Origin of the sequence: Lactobacillus gigeriorum DSM 23908 = CRBIP 24.85, from assembly GCF_000296855.1 — a bacterium.
Classification (GTDB): domain Bacteria; phylum Bacillota; class Bacilli; order Lactobacillales; family Lactobacillaceae; genus Lactobacillus; species Lactobacillus gigeriorum.
The window spans coordinates 1-20,022 of sequence record NZ_CAKC01000024.1; the positions used below are offsets into that span (position 1 = coordinate 1).

Genomic DNA, 20,022 nt, shown 5'->3' on the forward strand with positions numbered 1-20,022 from the left:
TAAGAAAAAGGAAGTTGATTGCTTCGATATCTCAAACGATGCCTTGGGGTTTGAATCACTGCTGGAACAATTGCAGGAGTTCTCCAATCCTGCAGTTATCTTTGAAGCTACTGGAGTGTATTCTTTGCCCTTAGAAGCTTTCTTGAATCGTGCTGGCTACGACTATGTGAAGATCAACCCATTGAAAGCAAAGAAGCTCATGGACAACAATCTTCACCGCAACAAGACCGATCAAGTGGATGCATATCGTCTGGCAATGATCGAATTCGTTGCTCCGCAAGCCTTGTCTATTGAGCAGCCTAAAGAATATCGCGAAATGCAGGCTGCCAGTCGCTACTACGAGGAATTAACGCAAGATACTGTCAAGGCAAAAAATCGACTGCATAGAGCCTTGCAAACGATCTTCCCACAAATCGAGCAGCTGATGAGCACGCCAACTGGAAAACAGTATTGGCAGATAGTCGAGCTATATTCTCACCCTCATTTTGTCTTGGAAGATGGATTCGATCAAATCAGCTCAAAGCTTCAAGACATAGCTGGCATCGGTCGAAGAAAGTCATGCAATTTGGCTAATTCCCTTCGAAATTTGGCCAAGCCAGCCTACGCCTACTACGACTATGACAGCGTTCAAGTGAAACTGGTACGTCGACTGGCTCAGCGGCTGATCGATCTGGAAACCGAAAAAGCTGAGGTCATCGACTACATGGAAGAAATAGCTCCTAAGAAAGATTTGGAGATATACCTAAGCGTTCCTGGCATTGCCAGAACTACAGCTTTGAGATTGATCGCAGAGCTGGGAGACTTGCGCAGATTCAAGAGCACTAATCAGATCGACGCCTTTGTAGGAATTGATCCAGGAAGATATCAATCTGGAGAATACGATGGCCATTTGGGAATAAGCAAGCATGGCAATCATATTGCCAGAAAGATTCTTTATCTGGCTATTGGACAAATTGCTTCCGCAAGTCCCTATAATCCTTGTCACATTGCCGATTATTACAAAGCAAAAAGCAATCCTTTCATAGCACGAGCTACAAAAAGATTGCCATCGCCAGCGTACATAAGTTGATTAGAACCTTGTATGCATTAATAATAAACGGCCAAGCGTACGATTACAACGTAGCCAAACATAATCAAAGACTTTAATTGTAAAAGCACTTGGTTATGTTCAGTATAGCAGTCTGGTTGAAAAATATAAATACCCGACTGCTGTTTGTCATACAATAATTTACGAAGCATAAGCTCCACTTGTTCAAATATTGATAAGAATAATCAAAAATAATTTCTTAAAATACCTAATAATACTTGATTTTGGGTAGAAAAAAGCACTTCAAGAATATATCTACTGGTTCAATAACATCAGACGTTCCAATAAACTAAAATACACGACCCCTGTTAAATACAGAAATTGTGTATTATCAAATAAATTTATAAAATGTCTAACTTTTGTATGGCACTTCAAAAGGCACTTGTTGCCTTTTTGTTTGCAAAAAATGTCCCGGGAAATAATCTTGGATTGATATTAGTTTGTGTTCTTTAGAAAAACATAATTATTTTTTGTTAAACTAAATAATAAATCTACCGTTATGAAAGGATGAGCAGATGATGGAAGACGAGCTAAAGGGACAAGAAGAAAAACAAAACGAAGCGGAAGAAAAACAAGAGCAAACACCAATTAATCAAGAGAATTCAGAAAAAGAAGCAATTAGAAGGAAGCTTTGGGAAGCATATTTTTATAGAATGAACGGATCTAAGCATCCTGGAAAATAGTGAAAATAGGTTGATCGATCAGTTACGGCAAGTAGCTGATCGATTTTTTTCTACCAAAATGAGCAAATCACCTGACTATTTTTATAATTGGTACTTACTAATTTATATAATTTTATCACAAGTGATTTTTCTTGAAATATATTACTTTTAGCGTATTATTGTAACCGTTATCAGTATTAATTTATAAGGATTGGTATATACAGTGAAAAAGAAATTGATTGCCATTGATATGGATGGAACTTTGCTCAATAAACAGAAACAAATTAGTATTGCAAATTTAGAAGCATTGAAAGAGGCAGCGGATCATGGAATAAGAATTGTACTTGCATCCGGACGACCATTAACAGGTTTAAAGCCATACTTGAAACAGTTAGGCTTATGGCAAAAGCAAGAATTTTCGATTACCTTAAGTGGTGCGACTGTGCAACAGAATAAGACAAATAAAACTTTCGCACAAAATGCAATGGAATTTAAAGCGTATCAACGTTTTTATAATTTTTCACAAAGACATAATTGTCACATTCAAATTCAGAATAATCATTCATTATATACGACTGATAGTACCTTATCACATTGGACAACTAGAGAAGGAAAGATGAATCTTCAACAAATCAATCAGGTCAAACTGGCAGAAATAGAAGCTTTGAAAGATGTCTATAAAATGCAACTGATTGCAGAACCTGAAGATATTGAACGGTTATTTAGTAAAATTTCTCCTGAAGTAAAGAGCTTGTACCAAGTTTTGAGGCAAGAAAGATATGCTGTTGATGTATTAGCACCTGAAGCAGGGAAGGGTAATGCGTTAACACAGTTATGCGAATTGTTGAATATACCGATTGAACAAACGATGGCGATTGGGGATGGAACCAATGATTTGTCAATGCTTAAGACCGCTGGATTGAGCGTTGCAATGAAAAATGGTAAGGATGTTGTGAAAGAAACGGCAGATGAAATCACTGATAGTAATGATAATGATGGTGTTGCTAAAGCTATTCGGAAATTCGTGTTGAAATAGAAAAAAACAGCGCAAATGTTACTACACTTATAAAGTAAAAAGAGTACTTATTATGCGTTTTAGTTAGTCATAATAAAGTACTCTTTTTATTCAAATAAGGCTTAAGCTTCCTGCAAAGAATCATTTTTAGCTTCTGCGATAAATTGCTTTAACTCTTCATCAGAGAAGTATTGACCATACTTATTCTTTGCCTTAATAAAAATCGTTTCGTCGTCGAGAGACAAATCGATAAGCACATCAATCAGTTTCTTAACTCCTGCACGATTTGCAATCTTCTCGCCATCTTCACGACCGCTAATTCTGGCATCCATGATCTTCATCTCGTAGTCCATGATATCTGATCTCCTGTCTTGATTAAGTTCCTTGATTCGTTTCTGAGACCAAATGAAGTGTTCATTTAGACTAATCTTTTCATCGTTCATCAACTTCGCTAGTTCTTTAAGTTCTGCGCTTTCGCAAGTAAAGTTGCCTTTTGAGTTAATGATAACCATAGTAGCGCCGTCATTCAACTCTAACGCATGGTCTTTCGTATCAATCGTTTTGAAGAAGTGGACGGCACGATTATCAACTTTTGAAAAAGCCTCAGACGGATCAAACGAACACAAGAAAATAATAAAAGTATCAGGCAATTCAGAATAATCATGACCTGACTTCAAAACCTTAGCTCCATCAATTGTTGATTGATAGTAGCGCAATCTTCTTCTAAGATACTTGCTTGGCGAAGTCTGCATTTCAATATCAAAGATCCGATCATCCTTGTCGACTACTTTGATATCCAAGCGAATGTCTTTAGCCTCCCGCTGATCATTACCTAGCGCATCTTGCTTGTTAAACTCTACGATCTCTTTAATCTCCAAAAAGGGCAGAATGATCCTAAGCACATACAAGCAAAACTCTTCGTTTTCCATGACCCAACCGAAGATCTTATCTTCGGTAAAGCCGAATTCCTTTGGGACTTCATAATCCATGAAGTTGCCTCCTCGTAATTATAGATTTGAGAGCAAAAATAACCTCCTAATATATAAATACGCAAAAAATTGAAAAATTTACTTTTTTTCTTAAAAAATGGCACAAAAAAATGATGCCATCTCTACTGAAAAGCATCACTCTGTTAAAACTTTGAATTTAATTCTTTTGTCTTGTAAAAATTATTAAAGCGACTAAACCACAAATTAATGGGGCTAGAGTAGTTACGTAAAATGGAGCTACAAAGATATTGGTTGTAATTGCACCAATCCATTTGGTAAGAACAAGTGGTACTAAGATTGAACCAACATTTCCCAAAGCTAATAGCAGGGAGGTAGCAAAGTTAACACCAGTATGAGGAACATGTTCTGCTACGTAGTAGAAAGTGAAGGACATAGTTCCTACGAATGAAAGTCCAATCAAAATTGCACCAACATAGAAAAGTACAATATTTTGTGGCAATAAGAAGAAAAAGTTTCCTAATGCCATGCATCCTAACATAGTTGGGTAAGTATAATTATCTAAACGCTTTAAAATTGGTCCAAAAATAAAACCTAGAATTACGCCACTGAAAGCAAGAATAGTCATTAAATTAGTAACTCTAGCTTCAGGAATATGGTATTTACTTTCTAGTAAGAAGGGAATCTTAGCTGTAGCACCAATGTAAGAAATACCAACAACTAATGTAGCAATTGCAAATAATACAACTGTCTTATTAATATGAACTTCTACCTTGGCTTTTTCCCCTTGATCGACTGCAGGTACATTTAAAGCAAAGAGAATGATAATTGGAATCACTAAAAGATAGATCCAATAAACGTAACGGATATTAATCAAAGCAATATATCCAGCGATCAAGGTAGTAATTGTTTTACCAAGGTTGAGCACTGAAGTTCGAATTCCGATCATTGAACCTAATGTTGAGCCTGAGTAAAAATCAGATAACATCGAAACTGATAATCCGTTACACAAGCCGATTCCGGCACCTAAAATCAATCTGGTTATTAACACTAGTTTGAAATTGGTCATAAAAACTGGTAAGCAGCCTGCTACTAACATTAATGACAATCCAAGCAAAACTGTGCCTTTTTTGCCAATTAAACGTACAACTAAGTCGCTTAATAAAACACAAATTGTGATAACTAAAGCAGGTAGCGTGATCAAGTTCTCCGCAGAAGCTTGTGAAAGACTTGGATCAAATGTTCGATAAAATTGTAATAAATGTGGTACCGCTGGTGCAATCGAAACTGTTGAAAAAAGTAGTAATGAAACTGACAACAGCGATACTTTGGTAATAAGTTTATTATTCATAAAAGTTGGCCAAAGCCTAACCCCTTTCTTAAATCATTCAGATTCCAAGTATACCATATCGGTATAAAGTACGGACAAAATATGCACAGAGGGAAAAAACGATTTTTAAATGGCTTAACTAGCACCACGTGTAATAATAATTGCTTTTTCTACATGTTTATTTATAATTAATATGTAGAAAGAAACGAAGTAAAGAAAAATGCGTAAAGAAGTACCACAATTAGACAATAATTTGACTAAAGAAGAATTCCTGGCTTTGATTGTTGACAGCTTCCAGTCGGTTGTCTTCGGCACGGTTGATCAATCGGGTAATCCACACACTAATGTAGCTGACATTGAATTATTGAGAGATGGCAAATTGATTTTTGCGACAACTTATCAAAAGGCATTCTATCAACGATTAATGAATCATTTTCGAATTTCTATCACAGCTCTAAAGGGCACTGAAACTCTTGATAGTGTTGGCTTTACCATTGATGGTGATGTCGAAGAAATCGATCAAAGATATTTAGATGAGATTTTCGCAAATCATCCTGAAATGAACCAAATTAGTGCCAATCACTCAGAACGAAAAAGTATCTTGCGTACTTTTGCAATTACGCCAGTAGTTGGTTCGATTTATGATCTTCGTCAGCAACCGATTTTTTAAAAAGTATTCAAATTTTAATAGTTAAATAAGTGTTTTCTTTTGTTAATTTATAACTACCAAAAAAATAATATCACTTGGGTAAATAACTTTGTAATCGCTTATTTTGATTATAAAATGTAAATATATATTAAAGATCAAAATAAACGAGGGGATTAGGATGACGGACCAGGTTTTTAAAGTTAAACGAAGAAAATTATTGCAGGCCTTAGTGCGTGCAGAAGCTGCTGTTTTACTCAGTGCATTAATTCATTATCGTTTTTACAAAATCCCAGTTATGAATTTAATCTCACTTATGATCATTGTAATCGGCACGTATTATTTTTTTAAACGAATGTTCATCCGCTATAGTAAAGATTATCTAGAACGAGTCGAAGATAAAGAAGCCAAGGAACTTTTTCAGACTGTAGGTTGGCTGGCAATTTTCATTCCATGGATGTTTCTGGTCTCAATTTTCATTGGGACGGGCTTGATTTTGTATTTCTTTATTCGTTCATGGAACAAGCTCTTGCTGGATGCCTTAGCATTCGTGTTTGTTCTCGTTCTAAGAGAGTGTGTTAACGGCACTTTTAACGTAAATAATAAAATATGTGGTTGACTTTTTAGTATGTCATCGCTAAACTTACTTACAAGTAATAAGCAAAAAGGAGATGAATTCACATGTTGGCACGCTTTATGAAACAAGTTGATAACGTATGTTGTTGCTGCACTAGTAGCATCATTTTTGGCGTGCCCACTGTGCAACATCTTCATACTTAGCTTTTTTAGTGTTATGAGATAAAAACTGAAAAATACTAGGTAGCCGAGTTGTAGATCCATTGGGTCCGCAGCTCGGCTTTTTGCGTAGTTTTTTAGAGGGAGTTTTTTATGAAAAAGTTCAGAACAATAGCAGCCGGAATTATTACTTTTGTGATTGCCATGGTTCTTGTTGCTTGCGGCAAAAGTACTAGTAAGACGGCTGACACTAGTGATACGTTAAAATTGAGTACGACTGCTCCGCTTGATACGATTGATATTAGTAAGTCAACGGGTTATGGTCAAACTGGAAACGTTTTTGAAAGTTTCTACCGTCTTGGTGATAAAGGTAAGCCAGTGGCTGGGTTAGCTAAGTCGGTCAAAATATCTCCAGATGGGAAAACTTGGATTTTTACTTTGAGGGATGCCAAGTGGTCCAATGGGGATAAGATTACTGCTCAAGATTTTGTCTATTCATGGCGTCGAAGCTTGAGTCCAAAGACAGCTTCACCATACGCTTATCTATTTAGTGGGGTAAAAAATGCGGATGAAATTGTTGCCGGCAAAAAGCCGGCAAGCAGTATTGGAATTGAAGCTATTAATTTAAGAACAGTCAAGATTTCATTAGCAAGACCAATTGCCTATTTCAAAGTTTTGCTAGCTTATCCATTATTTGGACCACAAAATCAAAAAGTGGTAGAAAAATATGGCAAACGCTTTGCCACTAAGGCTGAATATCAAGTCTATTCAGGACCATTTAAAATTGTTGGCTGGAATGGTACCAACGATACCTGGGAATTTGTTAAGAATAATAATTACTGGGATAAAAATGTCGTGAAACTAAAGAAAATTTCTTATCAAGTGGTTAAATCAACTAATACGGGTTACCAATTATTTCAACAGGGTAAGTTGGATTTAACACCACTTTCTAGTGAACAAGTTAAAAACTTGCAGACCAACAAGGAATTTACGTCATACCCATATTCGTTAGTACGTTTCTTGCTTTACAATTTTAAGGACAAGAATACGCTTAATCGTAAAGCAATGAATAATCAGAATATTCGTTTAGCACTATCTTTAGGAATCGATCGTCAAATTGTAACTAAAAAGGTTTTGGGCAATGGTTCTACTTTACCAACTGGTTTTGTAGCAAGTGATTTAGCAGCTGATCCTAAAACTGGGGTTGATTTTGCTAAATCACAAAAAGTCAAAAATACAGTCGATTATCAACCTGCGCTTGCTAAAAAGTATTGGGCTAAGGGCTTGAAAGAAATTGGCGCATCCAAATTAACGCTTAATCTATTGTCTTCAAATGACGAAGCAGATAGTGATCAGTTAACACAATATTTGCAATCACAATGGATGAAGTTATTAAAAGGATTAAAAATTACTGTAACTAATATTCCAGATAAAGCCACTAACAGCAAAGCGCAAAACGGAGACTTTGACATTTATCTTTCTCACTGGGGTGGAGATTTCAACGATCCGATGACTTTCATGCAAATTCCGCTAACTGGTACTTCATATAATTATGGCAAGTGGTCGAATGCTGATTACGATAACTTAATAAAAATGGCGCAAGATCAGGATGCTAATAATGTAAGCAAGCGTTGGGCAGATCTAGTTAAAGCGGCTAAACTTGTTAATAGCAGTCAAGTAATCACGCCGATCTATCAACAGACAACAGCATATTTACAAAAGAGCAACGTTAAGGGGATTATTCATAATACTGCTGGAACTCAGTGGAATTACAAGTATGCCTATTTAAAGTAGAAACATTAATTTCCTATTAGATAAAGAGAGATTGATCCACCAACGTAATTCCACGTTGATAATCAATCTCTCTTTATTTGACCTTATTTAGGGCTGCATCAATTTCAGTATCGCCTGAGTGCATGATTAGTACTTGACCGATAGTATTAGGATGATCAAGACAAGCTACCAATATATGGGCTACATCAGGGATCGGGTTGGTGCCACCATCTTTTACGTTAAGTGCAATTTTTCCAGTAGCAGGTTCTTCAGTAAGTGAACCGGGTTGCACAATTGTGTAATCTAAGTGAGTTTCATCCATTAACCACTTATCTGAGAAAAACTTAGCAATATTGTAATCGGTGAGGGATGCAAGACTAGGAATTGTAGCCCATTTCTCTTGATCCAAGGCAAAAGCTGAACTTAAATGTACGAACCGTTTGCTGCCGACTTGCTCTGCAGCCATCATTAACTTAACAGCACCGTTTAAGTCAGTTTGCAATAAATCTTTACCTCGTGAGCCACCAGTGAAAATCACCGCATCACAGCCTAAAAGCAACTTAGTTAAATCAGCTACGGAATCATGTAGATCTAAAGTAACTTTTTGTAAATTTGTAGCATCATCTAAGCGATCAACGTGCCTAGCACCGGCTACAACTTGATGATTAGCTTGCAAAAGCAACTTTACGACTTCTTGGCCAACACGCCCTGTGGCGCCAGCTACAAATACTTTCATAGAAAAGCCTCCTTATCATTTCTTCTAACTTAGCACAATGAAGATAGTAATACCACTAAAGTTGTTTACATAATATATTTATAACAACAAATATAAATATATGTATAATAAAATCTATATTTTATAGCTTTTATATTTCCATAGAAGCAAATGGTCTGATAAGATAGAATTAATCTAATTTGTTTCGGGGGTTTTTATGGCAGATTTTTTTAAAAAGAATACTGCTGGAATTTTACTTTGCCTAGCTATCGCAGTGCCAGCTTGGTTTTTGGGCAAATTGGTTCCAGTTGTGGGAGGACCAGTTTTTGCAATTTTAATTGGGATGGTAGTTACACTATTCATGCCAAATAAAGCTGCAGTAAATGCTGGAGTAACGTTTACTTCTAAGAAAATCTTACAAACAGCTGTTGTTTTCTTAGGATTTGGTATGAATTTAACGGAAATTTTGGCTAAAGGAAAAGAATCCTTGCCAATTATCTTAGCAACGATTACCACTTCACTGGTAATTGCCTACATAATGTATAAATTGCTCAAATTGGACAAAAACAATGCCATTTTGGTAGGTGTTGGTTCATCAATTTGTGGAGGAAGTGCAATTGCTGCCACAGCTCCAGTTATTGATGCCTCAGATGAAGAAGTTGCGCAATCAATTTCCGTAATTTTCTTGTTCAACGTAATTGCAGCCTTGATTTTTCCAGCCTTAGGAGTTGCTATCGGTCTTGGTAATGAAGGTTTTGGTATCTTTGCGGGAACAGCAATTAATGATACTTCTTCGGTAACGGCGGCTGCTACAGCTTGGGATGGAATTCATGGAAGCAACATTTTAGGCTTAGCTGCGATTATCAAGATGACCAGAACTTTGGCAATTATCCCTATTACCTTAGGTTTGGCATTTTTGCATGAACGTCAAGAAAAGAACTCTGAAGGTTCGAACTTTAGTTTGAAGAAATCTTTCCCATATTTCGTTTTGTTCTTTGTTTTGGCTTCGGTAGTAACCACGGCATTTCAATTGCCAGCATCAGTCACTGAACCACTTAAAGATTTAAGCAAGTTCTTGATTGTAATGGCTATGGCAGCGATTGGTTTAAACACCAATATTGTTAAATTGGTAAAAACCGGAGTAAAGCCAATTTTAACCGGTTTCTGCTGCTGGCTAGGGATTTCAGTTGTCAGTCTGTTGATGCAACACGTATTAGGATTTTGGTAAAAAGTAAAAATAACAGCGATTGCTGCAGGAATCAATTGATTCTTGTGACAATCGCTGTTTTTATTAACGATTAATTGAACGTGCCATCCGTGAAATTGTGTGTCGTTCTCCGCGAATTGCTCTGCTGAGTGGGTAGATGTTATCAAATGGTGATTGAATTCCCCAAGCTGCATCACCGATATGTTGAATATCAACACCACAGGTCTTGTTTCTTAAAGCAATTTCTTCGATGATTCGACTACCACTGCCTTCTTGACTCGTTCCAATTGTGGACATTACCAAAGCATCGTGTTCATGTGCTAATTTTACGACGCTGACTAAGTCTGATTTAGTGAAACCAGGAACAGTCCCCACTGCTGGAACTAAAATTACGTCTGCTCCGGCTTCAATAAACTTTTTCACAGCTTCTTCGGAAACAACTGGTTCATTCACACCGGCTCCGTGCATTTTCCCTGCAATAATTAATCCTGAAAATTCTTCCTTAGCGGTTTTAATTGCTTTGGCAATTTGTCTATTTGTTACTCCAGTACCTGGGTTACCGGTTAAGCAAACAAAATTCAGACCTAGTGCTTCAGCTTTTTGTAGACTAGCTTTGCTTGCAGTTCGCCCGGCTGGAATTTCAAGGCGATCTTCACTCATGTCAGCTTCGGTATCAACTGGTTCAAGGTTGGCACCAATTGGACGACCCACTAGTTTTTGTAGAGCATGGATGGTTTCACTAGGATCATCGACTGCAAGACCAGCAATTTTGGGTTCAAACACATCTAAGGCATTTAATAAAATTAAGTCAGCACCAAAGCTGGCAGCAATTTCTGAAGTAGTAATGCCATCCATTGCTTCATGCATAACTACGTTTTCTGAGAGGATTACTCGACCTTCGGAAGCTTTGATTGACTGCTTTAAGTCATCTCGCTTCATTTGTAACATTTCGCTTGAATTTGCACTAATTAATCGCTTTACCATAAAAACACTCTTTCTAAAAAATTATTCATCTACTGAAGCGGTTTCAATGATTTAAGTGTATCATTTACATTAGAATTGGTAAATACCAATTAAAAAGAGTTAACCGATTTTGTGAAATAAAATTTTATTTATGATCCGAAAGCAAATTCCGTAAAGTACTGATAGTACGGTGATAATGCCGTACCAAATAAGAATCGCAGAGAACGTGATTTTTTGAGGATTGAGAAGAATAAAGCTGGTTGCTAAGGCTATACCAACTAACAAAAAATAGATATTATTTTTCAAAAATTGCTGTTTCATAGCAATTCGTGGTTGAAGATAACACAAGTACTGATCTTGAAGCCATGTTAAGCAAAGAATAGCTAAAAGAATCCAGATAAAACCACGAGGTGGGGGAAAGTCTGCTCCTAATAAGGCGGTAATAATTGAAAAACTGGAAAAGAAACCAGCTTCGAGGATGCGAATTTTTTTCATAATGAGTAAAAGCTTTCAATTGTTATTTTAAAAATACTCTAGCAATCATTGGAAAATTTTTCAATCAAAGCAAATCAATAAATTAATTCTATCAAAAATAACAAATAGGCTTATTTTTTTAATCAAATTAACTCGCTATAATGAAAGCGATTTATATGATGAGGAGATTTTTATGAGCAATCAAATACTTAAAGCACAAGCTCAAGGTAGAAACGGTGAAATTAATTTCGAAATTGAACTTAGTGGCAATCACATTGACGATGTTAAAGTAACCAAGAGTGCAGAAACTCCAGCTGTTTTCAATCAGGCTTTTGGGAAATTGAAAGAAAACATTATTACCAACCAAAGTTTTGATATTGACGTGGTTAGTGGAGCATCAATCATGACCCAAGCAATTTTGGATGCTGGTAAGGCTGCGCTTAAGGAAAACAATGTTACGCCTGCTAGCGAAACTGCAAGTAAGGCTCATGTTAATGAAACGTTAGATGTTGACGTTGCAGTTATTGGTTCAGGAATGGCCGGATTAATTGCTGCTTGTCGTGCACTTTCAATGGGTAAAAAAGTTATTGTACTTGAGAAGAACGGCTACATTGGGGGAGCTTCAATTTTAAATGGTTCAAACGTAACTGCAACAGGCTCAAAGCTTGCTGAAAAATTGTTTGGCGACAAAGCTCACTTAGATTCACCAGAATTATTGTTCGATGATATTACTCGTGAATGTCGTGGTACCAACGATGTTGCTTTATCACAATTATTAACCGAAAACATTGGTAAAGCAATTGATTTCATTACTGATTTTGCAGATTTAACTTTCCAAAAAGCAGAAACGCAAACGATTGAACATACCGTAGATCGTCAAGTTGAAATGCCATCACAAAGTTCTTATGAAGTTGTAACTAAGGTTGCTAAGGCTTTTGAAGCTAAAGGCAGTAGAATTTTGTTAGATGCGCGTGTTGAAGAGTTAACTACTGATGAAGCAGGCAAGGTTGTAAGTCTTGTAGCTGAAGGACGCCACCAAACTACGACTGTTAACTTCAAGTCATTAGTGCTTGCTGCTGGTGGTTGGGGTGCTAAAGATTACAAGGAACACAAGACAGATATTCCTTACTATGGTCCAATGACTTCAACTGGTGATTACTTTGCATTTGCTAAAAACTTGAACTTGGAAAGTCGCAATTTAGATTGGTACAAAGTTTACCCACACGGACTTGAAGTTGAACCTGGAATTGCTAAGTTGATAACTTACTCAACTAAAGAAGCAAGTGACATGGGAGCAATTTTTGTTAACCGTGCAGGTAAGCGAATTGTTAACGAATCAGCACCATATACCCACTTTAGAGATGCGATTGCTAATGAAAAAGATAAGATTGCTTTTGTTGTCATGGATCAACGCATTTGGGATCGTTTCTACGAATTGATGCTTAAGTATGGCTTTACTAAGGATGAGGTACAAAGCTTCTTCGATTTGGATGGCAAGAAGAGTCCAATTTTAGTTAAGGGCGATTTGAAGACTGTTGCTGAAAAAGCAGGAATTGATAAAGCTGAATTAGCTAAGACTTTGGCAAATTGCGATGAAGCAGTTAAGGCCGGTAAGGATAAAGAATTTGGTCGTGATCCTAAGTTCATGCATGCTTATGAAGGCGACACTTACTATGTAATTGAACAAAAATTGCGTTTCTGCACGACCTTGGGTGGATACGAAGTTCGTGAAGGGATGCAATTAGTTGATGCTGATTTTGAACTTGTGCCTAACTTCTATGCTGCTGGAGAAATCATTGGTGGTGCAAATGGTCATGATTCAATGCCAAGTATGATGAACTCTTGGAGTTATGCTTCTGGATTTGTTGCTGGTACACAAGCAGCAGATAATTGTAATAACTATTAGAAAAATAACAATTTTATACATGTAAAAACCAGTAAGCTGGGATCAAGGAAGATCCTGACTTACTGGTTTTTGATTTGGTTAAATTAACTTGTTTTTCTTAGTAAAGTTTTCTTCACAGTAATCAAGTGAAAACTGCTTAAACCGGTTAACAACTGGAGTTAAGAAGTGGTTAGCCTTTGTAAATAGATAAATTGGGTGGACGTTCACATTATCGCTGATCGGAAGCATTTTGACCTCGTAGGGATTTAGTTGTGGCAAGTGAGGGATGATCGCAACGCCGTAACCCCAATGGACAAAACCGATGATCGTATGATCTTCATCAGCTTCGAACACAATCCTTGGTTCAATCTTGGCATGAGAGAACATCGTATCGATAATAGACCGCAAGCCACTTTTTTGTGAGTAGTAAATAAAAGGATATTCCGCAAGTTCCTTAAGCGTAACCGATTCACGTTTGGACAACGGATTAGAATAGGCGACGGCTGCCAACATTCGTTGATCGACTAAGTGATAGCAATTGATCTGATCGTTTGCTCCCTGAAAAGTAGGTTGCGAAGCAAAAACGATATCTAATTTATCATCAAGTAAGTCTTGAACTAAATTGTTGGTAACTCCTTGATGGAATAAAAATTGTACTTTGTCATTATTTTTTTCTTCTTGAAACTTTGATACTAAGTGAGGAACCAAGTCTTGACCCATGGTAAAAGTAAAGCCAAGGTTGATTTGGCCACTGTTTTCATCAAGAAGTTGCGAAATCGAATCCGCACCGCTCTTAAATTCGGCAAGCCCACTTTTGACATATTCAAGATAGATCTTACCGTAGTTGGTGAGCTTGATGTTGCGTCCATCTTTTTCAAAAAGTGGAATCTTCAGTTCATCTTCCAAGCTCTTAATGGCATATGACAAGGATGGTTGGGAAATTCCTAGATTCTCAGCGGCTTTAGCCATGTGCTGTGTTTTTGCGAGTTCAACGAAAAATTCTAAGTGTTTTAAGTTCATTTTTGTTACCCTACAGTCATAAATAATTAAATCATTACATAACTAATCATAAAGAATTTATATTAATAAAACAAGTTAACTTTATTTATTATTGCTTGTGTAAACGTTAACATACATAGCGTAATGTATTTACAGTTAGGAGATTTTTTACAATGGAAAAAGACGAAAGAAGTAACAAAGTTGAAGAAACCACCATTACTGGTGTAAATGGTCCTATTAGTGGCTGGCTTGATGGTCACACAATTTTGATCGGATTAATGGCTTACCCAATCCGTCACTCAATGTCACCAACAATGCATAACAACGCATTTGCAAAATTAGGTTTGAACGCAACTTACCTTTGCTTCGAAATCGACAACGAAAGATTGCCAAAGGCTGTTGAAGCTATGCGTACTTTAGGTATGCGTGGTTCAAACGTTTCAATGCCAAACAAGAAGGCCATCATTCCTTACCTTGACGAATTAGACAAGGCTTCAGAAATGTGTGATGCCGTAAATACTGTTGTTAACAACAACGGTGTTTTGAAGGGTTACACTACTGATGGTATTGGTTGGGTTCGTGCTTTGAGAAAAGACGGCCAAGATGTTAAGGGCAAGATCATCACTTTAGCTGGTGCTGGTGGGGCAGCTACTCCTATCGCTGTTACTTCAGCTTTAGAAGGTGCTAAGGAAATCAGAATTTTCAACATTGAAGACGACTAACGAAGAAACTGACTGTGTAGCAAGTCTTCACCATCTTGAAGACAAGGAAGACTTCAAGAAGTCAATTGCTGAATCAGACATCTACTGCGATGCTACTGGTGTAGGTATGCACCCATTAGAAGACATGACTTTAGTTGAAGATCCTTCATGGTTCCACAAGGACATGATCGTCAGCGACACTGTATACGCTCCAAGAGAAACCAAGTTGATGAAGATTGCTAAGGAAGCTGGCGTAGAACACATCTACAACGGTATCGGCATGATGATCGAACAAGGTGCTGCAGCCTTCAAGTTGTGGACTGGTAAGGAAATGCCAACTGAATACATTAAAGAAATCATTGACGAACAAGACAAGGCAAGCAAATAATTTTGCTTAACTCGCATGAAAGGTAATTTTTTATATGAAAAATAAATATACCCCTACTGCTCTAGCCTTGTACTTTAACTACTTCGTACATGGTATGGGAGTAATTATTCTTTCACAAAACGCTACTGCTTTGGCTCATCAATGGGGCACTACAGTAACCGGAGCTTTGGCAGTTGTTTCCTCACTTGGTGTAGGTCGAATCATTAACTTGTTGGTATCCGGAATTTTATCAGATAAGTTTGGTCGTAAGCCATTCGTTCAATTAGGTATCGCTACTTACTTGGTATTCTTTATTGGTATCCTATTTTCACCAAATACTTTGGTAGCTTACATCTTAGGTATTTTAGCCGGAATGGCTAACTCATTCTTGGATACTGGTACTTACCCAGGTTTGATGGAAATCTACCCTAACTCAAAGGGTACTTCCAACGTGGTTTTGAAGGCGTTCATCTCAGCTGGTCAATTCCTCTTGCCATTCATCGTTAGTGGCTTGGCAGCTTCAGGTGCATGGTACGGCTGGTCATTCATCGTGCCAATCGCTGTTCTTGCCATCACTTTCTTGTACTTCCTCTTTGGTGGAGCTTTCCCAGATTCCAAGGCAGTTACTGCTGAAGAAGAAAAGGAAGTTGAAGAAGAAGGCAATGGTGCAGTTAAGAGTAACCTTTGGGTAGATGGTGCATTATTTATCATCTATGGTTACATTTCACAAGCAACTTTCTACATGGTAAGTCAAATGTTGACGCAATATGGTCAAGAAGTTGGTCATATGGCTCAAGCAGCAGCTCACCAATTGGTATCTTGGTACTCATTAGGTTCAATTTGCTGTGTTCTGTTGACTGCTTTCTTAGGTAAAAAACTAAGAGAAATCCAATTCGTTCCTGTTTATACTTTAGGTGCTTTTGTTTCCATCTTAATGATGTGGATGTTCCCACAAAACGCAGGTTTAATGGCAATTCTTGCTTTCCTTGTTGGATTCTTTGCAGCTGGTGGTGTAATGCAATTAGCTTTGACGGTTATGGCAGAGTTCTTCCCAGCAGGTAAAGGAACAGTTACTGGTTTCTTCTATACTGCCGGTTCAATTGCATCATTTACGATTCCATTGGTAATCAACTGGATTGGTGATATGAGAGGCGTTATGTTCTTTGACGTAATCGTAGCCTTGATTGGTTTCATCGACACTAGCTTGATCGCAATTCGTTACAAGCATTTATTTGGAAAATTAGGCAAATAAGGTGAAATAAATGGCAACAGTTAAAATTAGAAATATTGTTTTAGGTGAAGGCTTACCTAAAATTGCAGTTCCTAATGTAGGAACTACTGAAGAAGAAATTTTAGCTTCAGCAGCAAAAATTGCGGAAGCTAAGCCAGACTTGATGGAATGGCGAATCGACTACTACGAAGATGGCGTTAAGAATGCAGTGATTTTAAGTGAAACTGCTAAGAAATTGCGCGACGTAGTTGGTAAATTGCCAATCTTAGTAACTTTTAGAACTAAGAACGAAGGTGGCGTTTTAGAATTAACTGAGGATGCTTACCTTGACTTGGTTGAAACAGTGATCGAAAAGCGTCTTGGGGATGCCGTTGATATTGAACTTTTCCATGATGAAAAGCGAATCGATCAATTAATCGCAAGTGCGCACAACTACAATGTTGTAGTTATTATGAGTAACCACGACTTTGAAAAAGTTCCTGCTAAAGATGTAATTGTCTTCCGCTTGAAGAAGATGGCAAGCTTGGGTGCTGATGTACCAAAGCTTGCATGTATGCCTCATAACGCAGACGATGTTTTGACTTTGCTTGAAGCTACTAATGAAGCTAACAAGGCTCTTCCTAACCCAATCATCACGATGGCAATGGGCGATTTGGGTAAGGTAAGCCGTGTAGCTGGTCAAGTCTTTGGTTCAAGTCTTTCATTTGGTGCTGTTGGCAAGGTTTCTGCACCTGGTCAACTATCAATTGAAGACTTGCGTAACGCTGAAAGTTACCTCGAATTACACTAATTAGTGACAGAAAAACTCAAAATACCAAAAACCCTAAATATATATCCTCTAGAATAAAATATTTGTAGTAAATCAAATAGTAAATCGTATAAAATCCAGGCACCCGATAGCCTGGATTTTTCTTGTGGAATGGTTATAATTTGTCACGTTTTGTTGAAAAGAATCACACAATGTGTGTAATTTTTGTAGAATTTTGCTAAAATAGAAAAAGAAAAGAGGAAAGACAGGTGCTAGCTGTCTTTCCTCAATCGTAGCTTAGAAGACTTTTGTGTTAGCTAATCCTTTGGATTAGCGTTTTTTATTGCCTTGGCAATGGCAAGATCAATTACCAACTTACCGATTGCTGTGAGAACAATATTAATCGCAATAGCCCAATATATTGCTATCAAGGGCAAATACACTCCAGTCTATCCAAAATCTGCATGACTCATCACTTCCGTAGCATTAGATTGTGAGGGGTGTGCAGTCTTCAGTATACTACTGAGCAATGTAATAGCTATCTACATTGCCTGTTATGATTATACACTGAAACTTGAAAGCACCAAAATCAAGCTCAAGTCTTGTCGCTGTTGAGCTTTTCTGGGCTTTATTAGTTTTTATATGATCTGCTTCAGGGCAATTTGAATGAATCGTGGCAGTTGGTTAATAAAGTCATTGATTACTTCATCTATCTTTTCAAAACTATTCCGTTTAAGCTCTTTTAATTCTGAAATTAAGTAGACCAATGCATCTACGAATCTAATATCAGGTAAGGATCCGTTCATTAGATAGAATAAATCTCCGATTGTCTTATCATCCGTATTTTGTCTTTCCTGCCAGGCCAATAGATCATAGGTTATTGCTGTAACTGCGATATAGCCACATTGGCCATCATAGCTTTGAACTTGAGATTTATCTAAAGCAAGATATTGCTTAGACGTCTTAAAATATGTTTCAATTTGCCATCTACGACCATAAAGTTGGATGATTTCTTCAGGTCTAAGCTTTGTCTGAGTAGTAGCTAAAACCAAATACTTGTTCTTGTTTCCACGGTTGGAGACAAAGACGAGCTTCTATGTCCATGATATTGAGCCTCTACTATGCTTGAATAAAGATAATGTTTCTTTTTACAGATGTTTGAAGCAGCCAAACGATCATACAAGTCTTTAACGCTATAGCGGCGATGGCGATAAATGTAATAAATCTTTGAGCTCTTCTTGATCATGCCAAGTCCATCTAAACCAAGCTTCTTTAAAATCCAAAACATTCTTGGAGAAGAAAACCAAGAATCGAATAAGACATATTTAGCTTCTACCCCTAATCACAAGGCTGTCTAATCAACTCTACAGTTACATCGTTCATCTTTCTCTGAGCTTGATTTCTCCTTTTGCCAGTTGATTCTTCCATCGTTAAGTACATTGCGAGCAGTTCTAACGGAAAAACGTTTGTCATCCTTAGCCCTGAATAAAGAAAGCCGAGCAAAATGTACTGACATCAGCCAAGAGATAATCATGGTTAATGAAATGGTAGATTTGCGCTTAAAGTTGACTTGTTTAGTTAGCTTAGCTAGACCAATTAGTTTAATAAATGAAGAAATTAAGGATTTAGTATCGTTTTCTGTGTCGATTTGTTCTATACTGTTCATTGCGCAGGATCTCCTTTACTTTTTAGGTTGACACTTAAAGTATAACGCAGAGAGATCCTGCGTTTTTATTTTTGATAAGAAAAAGCCAAGAGGCACGGGGAAGGAGCGCTAATCTTAACTTTCAAGTTTCAGATAGTAAGAAATTTTAAGAAAGTTGGTCATGATGGAAAAACGACTTAACTATGTAATCTATGCCATAATTTGGGGAATTATTGTTGGCTTGCTAACGGTTGTTGGGCAAAAGTTTTTGCCAGGTAGTTTCAATAGCTTTGCAAATTCGGGTTCAGTTTGGTTGATCCCAGCTTTTTATGTCTCAAGAAGATATTATCAAAGAAAACAAGCAATCTTTTTTAGCGTGATATACCTGTTAGTCTGTGTGGAAACTTACTACACTTTCTATAAGTTGAGTTGGAAGACAGGTTTTATGTTCGATTTTCATGAGATTACCTGGATTCTTTGCGCCATCATCTTTGGTTATATCTTCGGATTGGGTGGTTATTTGGCCAAAAATGGTTCTGATAGGATGCGGGTTATCTGTATGACCATGTTGCCAGCTACATTTTTAGCAGAAGGGTTATCATACCTTGTGCATTTCAAAGAGTATTCGCATATGGCGTGAACGATCCTGATGTGGATCGTAATCAGTCTGATACTATACGCGTTTAATACTAAGTCTGACTGTTAAAATTCAAGTATCAATTGGCCTTTTGGGGGATGACTTTGTTAGGCTTTTTGGGCTTTCAGCTGGTGTATTATAGTGATTATTTAGTGGCGATACTTAAATGCTAAAATCCAAGTTGAAATTAACAACCTGGATTTTTTTATTGTCAAAATATACTATCGTTTATTTAAGGTAAAAACTTGTTGAACT

At 37.2% G+C, this 20,022-nt stretch carries 17 protein-coding genes and 4 pseudogenes; 13 read left to right on the plus strand and 8 right to left on the minus strand.

Going from position 1 to position 20,022, the window contains the following annotated elements:
* Positions 1–1,146 (plus strand): annotated as a pseudogene (locus tag BN52_RS01955) (IS110 family RNA-guided transposase); the annotation flags it as partial.
* On the opposite strand, the gene BN52_RS10185 reads toward BN52_RS01955, so the two are convergent.
* A complete protein-coding gene (locus tag BN52_RS10185) occupies positions 1,087–1,239 on the minus strand; it encodes a hypothetical protein (protein ID WP_008472432.1) in 153 nt (50 codons plus the stop codon). The pseudogene BN52_RS01955 and the gene BN52_RS10185 overlap by 60 nt on opposite strands.
* An 80-nt stretch (positions 1,240–1,319) precedes the next feature.
* On the opposite strand from BN52_RS10185, the pseudogene BN52_RS09725 reads away from it, so the two are divergent.
* From BN52_RS09725 to BN52_RS01960, 3 genes and pseudogenes are all read left to right on the plus strand, one after another.
* Positions 1,320–1,424 (plus strand): annotated as a pseudogene (locus BN52_RS09725) (IS3 family transposase); the annotation flags it as partial.
* Positions 1,425–1,602: 178 nt separating this feature from the next.
* Entirely contained in the window at positions 1,603–1,770 is a 168-nt protein-coding gene (locus BN52_RS10050) for a hypothetical protein (protein ID WP_008472433.1), read from the plus strand.
* A 202-nt stretch (positions 1,771–1,972) separates the two neighbouring features.
* On the plus strand, positions 1,973–2,785 hold the full coding sequence (locus BN52_RS01960) for a Cof-type HAD-IIB family hydrolase (RefSeq protein ID WP_008472434.1): 813 nt from the start codon (positions 1,973–1,975) through the stop codon (positions 2,783–2,785).
* Positions 2,786–2,886: 101 nt separating this feature from the next.
* Here the strand turns inward: BN52_RS01960 and BN52_RS01965 are convergent, their stop codons facing one another.
* Positions 2,887–3,753: an Rpn family recombination-promoting nuclease/putative transposase gene (locus tag BN52_RS01965; protein ID WP_008472436.1), complete on the minus strand. Its 867-nt coding sequence runs from the start codon at positions 3,751–3,753 to the stop codon at positions 2,887–2,889.
* 157 nt (positions 3,754–3,910) lie between these two features.
* The gene (locus BN52_RS01970; RefSeq protein ID WP_008472437.1) at positions 3,911–5,062 is read right to left on the minus strand and encodes an MFS transporter; all 1,152 of its coding nucleotides are present in this window, start codon (positions 5,060–5,062) and stop codon (positions 3,911–3,913) included.
* A 199-nt stretch (positions 5,063–5,261) separates the two neighbouring features.
* Here BN52_RS01970 and BN52_RS01975 point away from each other — a divergent pair, with 199 nt between their 5' ends.
* The 3 genes from BN52_RS01975 to BN52_RS01985 all read left to right on the plus strand — a co-directional run bounded on the left by BN52_RS01975 (position 5,262) and on the right by BN52_RS01985 (position 8,216).
* Complete coding sequence (locus tag BN52_RS01975) at positions 5,262–5,711, plus strand: pyridoxamine 5'-phosphate oxidase family protein (RefSeq protein ID WP_008472438.1); 450 nt, start codon at positions 5,262–5,264, stop codon at positions 5,709–5,711.
* Between the two features lie 157 nt (positions 5,712–5,868).
* On the plus strand, positions 5,869–6,306 hold the full coding sequence (locus BN52_RS01980) for a hypothetical protein (protein ID WP_008472439.1): 438 nt from the start codon (positions 5,869–5,871) through the stop codon (positions 6,304–6,306).
* A gap of 269 nt (positions 6,307–6,575) precedes the next feature.
* Entirely contained in the window at positions 6,576–8,216 is a 1,641-nt protein-coding gene (locus BN52_RS01985; RefSeq protein ID WP_008472440.1) for a peptide ABC transporter substrate-binding protein, read from the plus strand.
* A gap of 73 nt (positions 8,217–8,289) precedes the next feature.
* Here BN52_RS01985 and BN52_RS01990 read toward each other — a convergent pair whose 3' ends face one another.
* Positions 8,290–8,931, minus strand: a complete 642-nt coding sequence (locus BN52_RS01990; RefSeq protein ID WP_008472441.1) for an SDR family oxidoreductase — start codon at positions 8,929–8,931, stop codon at positions 8,290–8,292.
* Positions 8,932–9,127: 196 nt separating this feature from the next.
* On the opposite strand from BN52_RS01990, the gene BN52_RS01995 reads away from it, so the two are divergent.
* Positions 9,128–10,138 (plus strand): YeiH family protein, encoded by a 1,011-nt coding sequence (locus BN52_RS01995; protein ID WP_008472443.1) that lies wholly within the window; start codon positions 9,128–9,130, stop codon positions 10,136–10,138.
* Positions 10,139–10,201: 63 nt separating this feature from the next.
* Here BN52_RS01995 and BN52_RS02000 read toward each other — a convergent pair whose 3' ends face one another.
* On the minus strand, positions 10,202–11,101 hold the full coding sequence (locus tag BN52_RS02000; RefSeq protein WP_008472445.1) for a DUF7916 family protein: 900 nt from the start codon (positions 11,099–11,101) through the stop codon (positions 10,202–10,204).
* A gap of 99 nt (positions 11,102–11,200) precedes the next feature.
* Positions 11,201–11,575 carry a hypothetical protein gene (locus tag BN52_RS02005; protein ID WP_008472446.1) on the minus strand — a complete coding sequence of 125 codons (375 nt, stop codon included), beginning with the start codon at positions 11,573–11,575 and terminating at the stop codon, positions 11,201–11,203.
* 172 nt (positions 11,576–11,747) lie between these two features.
* Between BN52_RS02005 and BN52_RS02010 the strand changes: the two genes are divergently transcribed.
* On the plus strand, positions 11,748–13,460 hold the full coding sequence (locus BN52_RS02010; protein ID WP_008472447.1) for an FAD-dependent oxidoreductase: 1,713 nt from the start codon (positions 11,748–11,750) through the stop codon (positions 13,458–13,460).
* Between the two features lie 78 nt (positions 13,461–13,538).
* On the opposite strand, the gene BN52_RS02015 is transcribed toward BN52_RS02010, so the two are convergent.
* Positions 13,539–14,459, minus strand: coding sequence for a LysR family transcriptional regulator (locus BN52_RS02015; RefSeq protein WP_008472448.1), 921 nt, complete (start codon positions 14,457–14,459; stop codon positions 13,539–13,541).
* A gap of 152 nt (positions 14,460–14,611) precedes the next feature.
* On the opposite strand from BN52_RS02015, the pseudogene aroE reads away from it, so the two are divergent.
* From aroE to aroD, 3 genes and pseudogenes are all read left to right on the plus strand, one after another.
* Positions 14,612–15,527: pseudogene (gene aroE / locus BN52_RS02020) on the plus strand (shikimate dehydrogenase).
* A 34-nt stretch (positions 15,528–15,561) separates the two neighbouring features.
* Positions 15,562–16,758 (plus strand): MFS transporter, encoded by a 1,197-nt coding sequence (locus tag BN52_RS02025; RefSeq protein ID WP_008472452.1) that lies wholly within the window; start codon positions 15,562–15,564, stop codon positions 16,756–16,758.
* A 10-nt stretch (positions 16,759–16,768) separates the two neighbouring features.
* Positions 16,769–17,527 (plus strand): type I 3-dehydroquinate dehydratase, encoded by a 759-nt coding sequence (gene aroD / locus BN52_RS02030; protein WP_008472453.1) that lies wholly within the window; start codon positions 16,769–16,771, stop codon positions 17,525–17,527.
* A 596-nt stretch (positions 17,528–18,123) separates the two neighbouring features.
* On the opposite strand, the pseudogene BN52_RS09730 reads toward aroD, so the two are convergent.
* A pseudogene (locus BN52_RS09730) lies at positions 18,124–19,151 on the minus strand (IS4 family transposase).
* A gap of 160 nt (positions 19,152–19,311) precedes the next feature.
* Here BN52_RS09730 and BN52_RS02050 point away from each other — a divergent pair.
* Entirely contained in the window at positions 19,312–19,770 is a 459-nt protein-coding gene (locus BN52_RS02050; protein WP_008472459.1) for a DUF6518 family protein, read from the plus strand.
* The last annotated feature ends 252 nt before the right edge of the window (positions 19,771–20,022 follow it).

Excerpts from the sequence above, each read along its gene's own strand:
- BN52_RS10185 (WP_008472432.1), bottom strand. The coding sequence starts at position 1,239 with ATGCTTCGTAAATTATTGTATGACAAACAGCAGTCGGGTATTTATATT.
- BN52_RS10050 (WP_008472433.1), top strand. The coding sequence starts at position 1,603 with ATGATGGAAGACGAGCTAAAGGGACAAGAAGAAAAACAAAACGAAGCG.
- BN52_RS01965 (WP_008472436.1), bottom strand. The coding sequence starts at position 3,753 with ATGGATTATGAAGTCCCAAAGGAATTCGGCTTTACCGAAGATAAGATC.
- BN52_RS01970 (WP_008472437.1), bottom strand. The coding sequence starts at position 5,062 with ATGAATAATAAACTTATTACCAAAGTATCGCTGTTGTCAGTTTCATTA.
- BN52_RS01975 (WP_008472438.1), top strand. The coding sequence starts at position 5,262 with ATGCGTAAAGAAGTACCACAATTAGACAATAATTTGACTAAAGAAGAA.
- BN52_RS01980 (WP_008472439.1), top strand. The coding sequence starts at position 5,869 with ATGACGGACCAGGTTTTTAAAGTTAAACGAAGAAAATTATTGCAGGCC.
- BN52_RS01985 (WP_008472440.1), top strand. The coding sequence starts at position 6,576 with ATGAAAAAGTTCAGAACAATAGCAGCCGGAATTATTACTTTTGTGATT.
- BN52_RS01990 (WP_008472441.1), bottom strand. The coding sequence starts at position 8,931 with ATGAAAGTATTTGTAGCTGGCGCCACAGGGCGTGTTGGCCAAGAAGTC.
- BN52_RS01995 (WP_008472443.1), top strand. The coding sequence starts at position 9,128 with ATGGCAGATTTTTTTAAAAAGAATACTGCTGGAATTTTACTTTGCCTA.
- BN52_RS02000 (WP_008472445.1), bottom strand. The coding sequence starts at position 11,101 with ATGGTAAAGCGATTAATTAGTGCAAATTCAAGCGAAATGTTACAAATG.
- BN52_RS02005 (WP_008472446.1), bottom strand. The coding sequence starts at position 11,575 with ATGAAAAAAATTCGCATCCTCGAAGCTGGTTTCTTTTCCAGTTTTTCA.
- BN52_RS02010 (WP_008472447.1), top strand. The coding sequence starts at position 11,748 with ATGAGCAATCAAATACTTAAAGCACAAGCTCAAGGTAGAAACGGTGAA.
- BN52_RS02015 (WP_008472448.1), bottom strand. The coding sequence starts at position 14,459 with ATGAACTTAAAACACTTAGAATTTTTCGTTGAACTCGCAAAAACACAG.
- BN52_RS02025 (WP_008472452.1), top strand. The coding sequence starts at position 15,562 with ATGAAAAATAAATATACCCCTACTGCTCTAGCCTTGTACTTTAACTAC.
- aroD (WP_008472453.1), top strand. The coding sequence starts at position 16,769 with ATGGCAACAGTTAAAATTAGAAATATTGTTTTAGGTGAAGGCTTACCT.
- BN52_RS02050 (WP_008472459.1), top strand. The coding sequence starts at position 19,312 with ATGATGGAAAAACGACTTAACTATGTAATCTATGCCATAATTTGGGGA.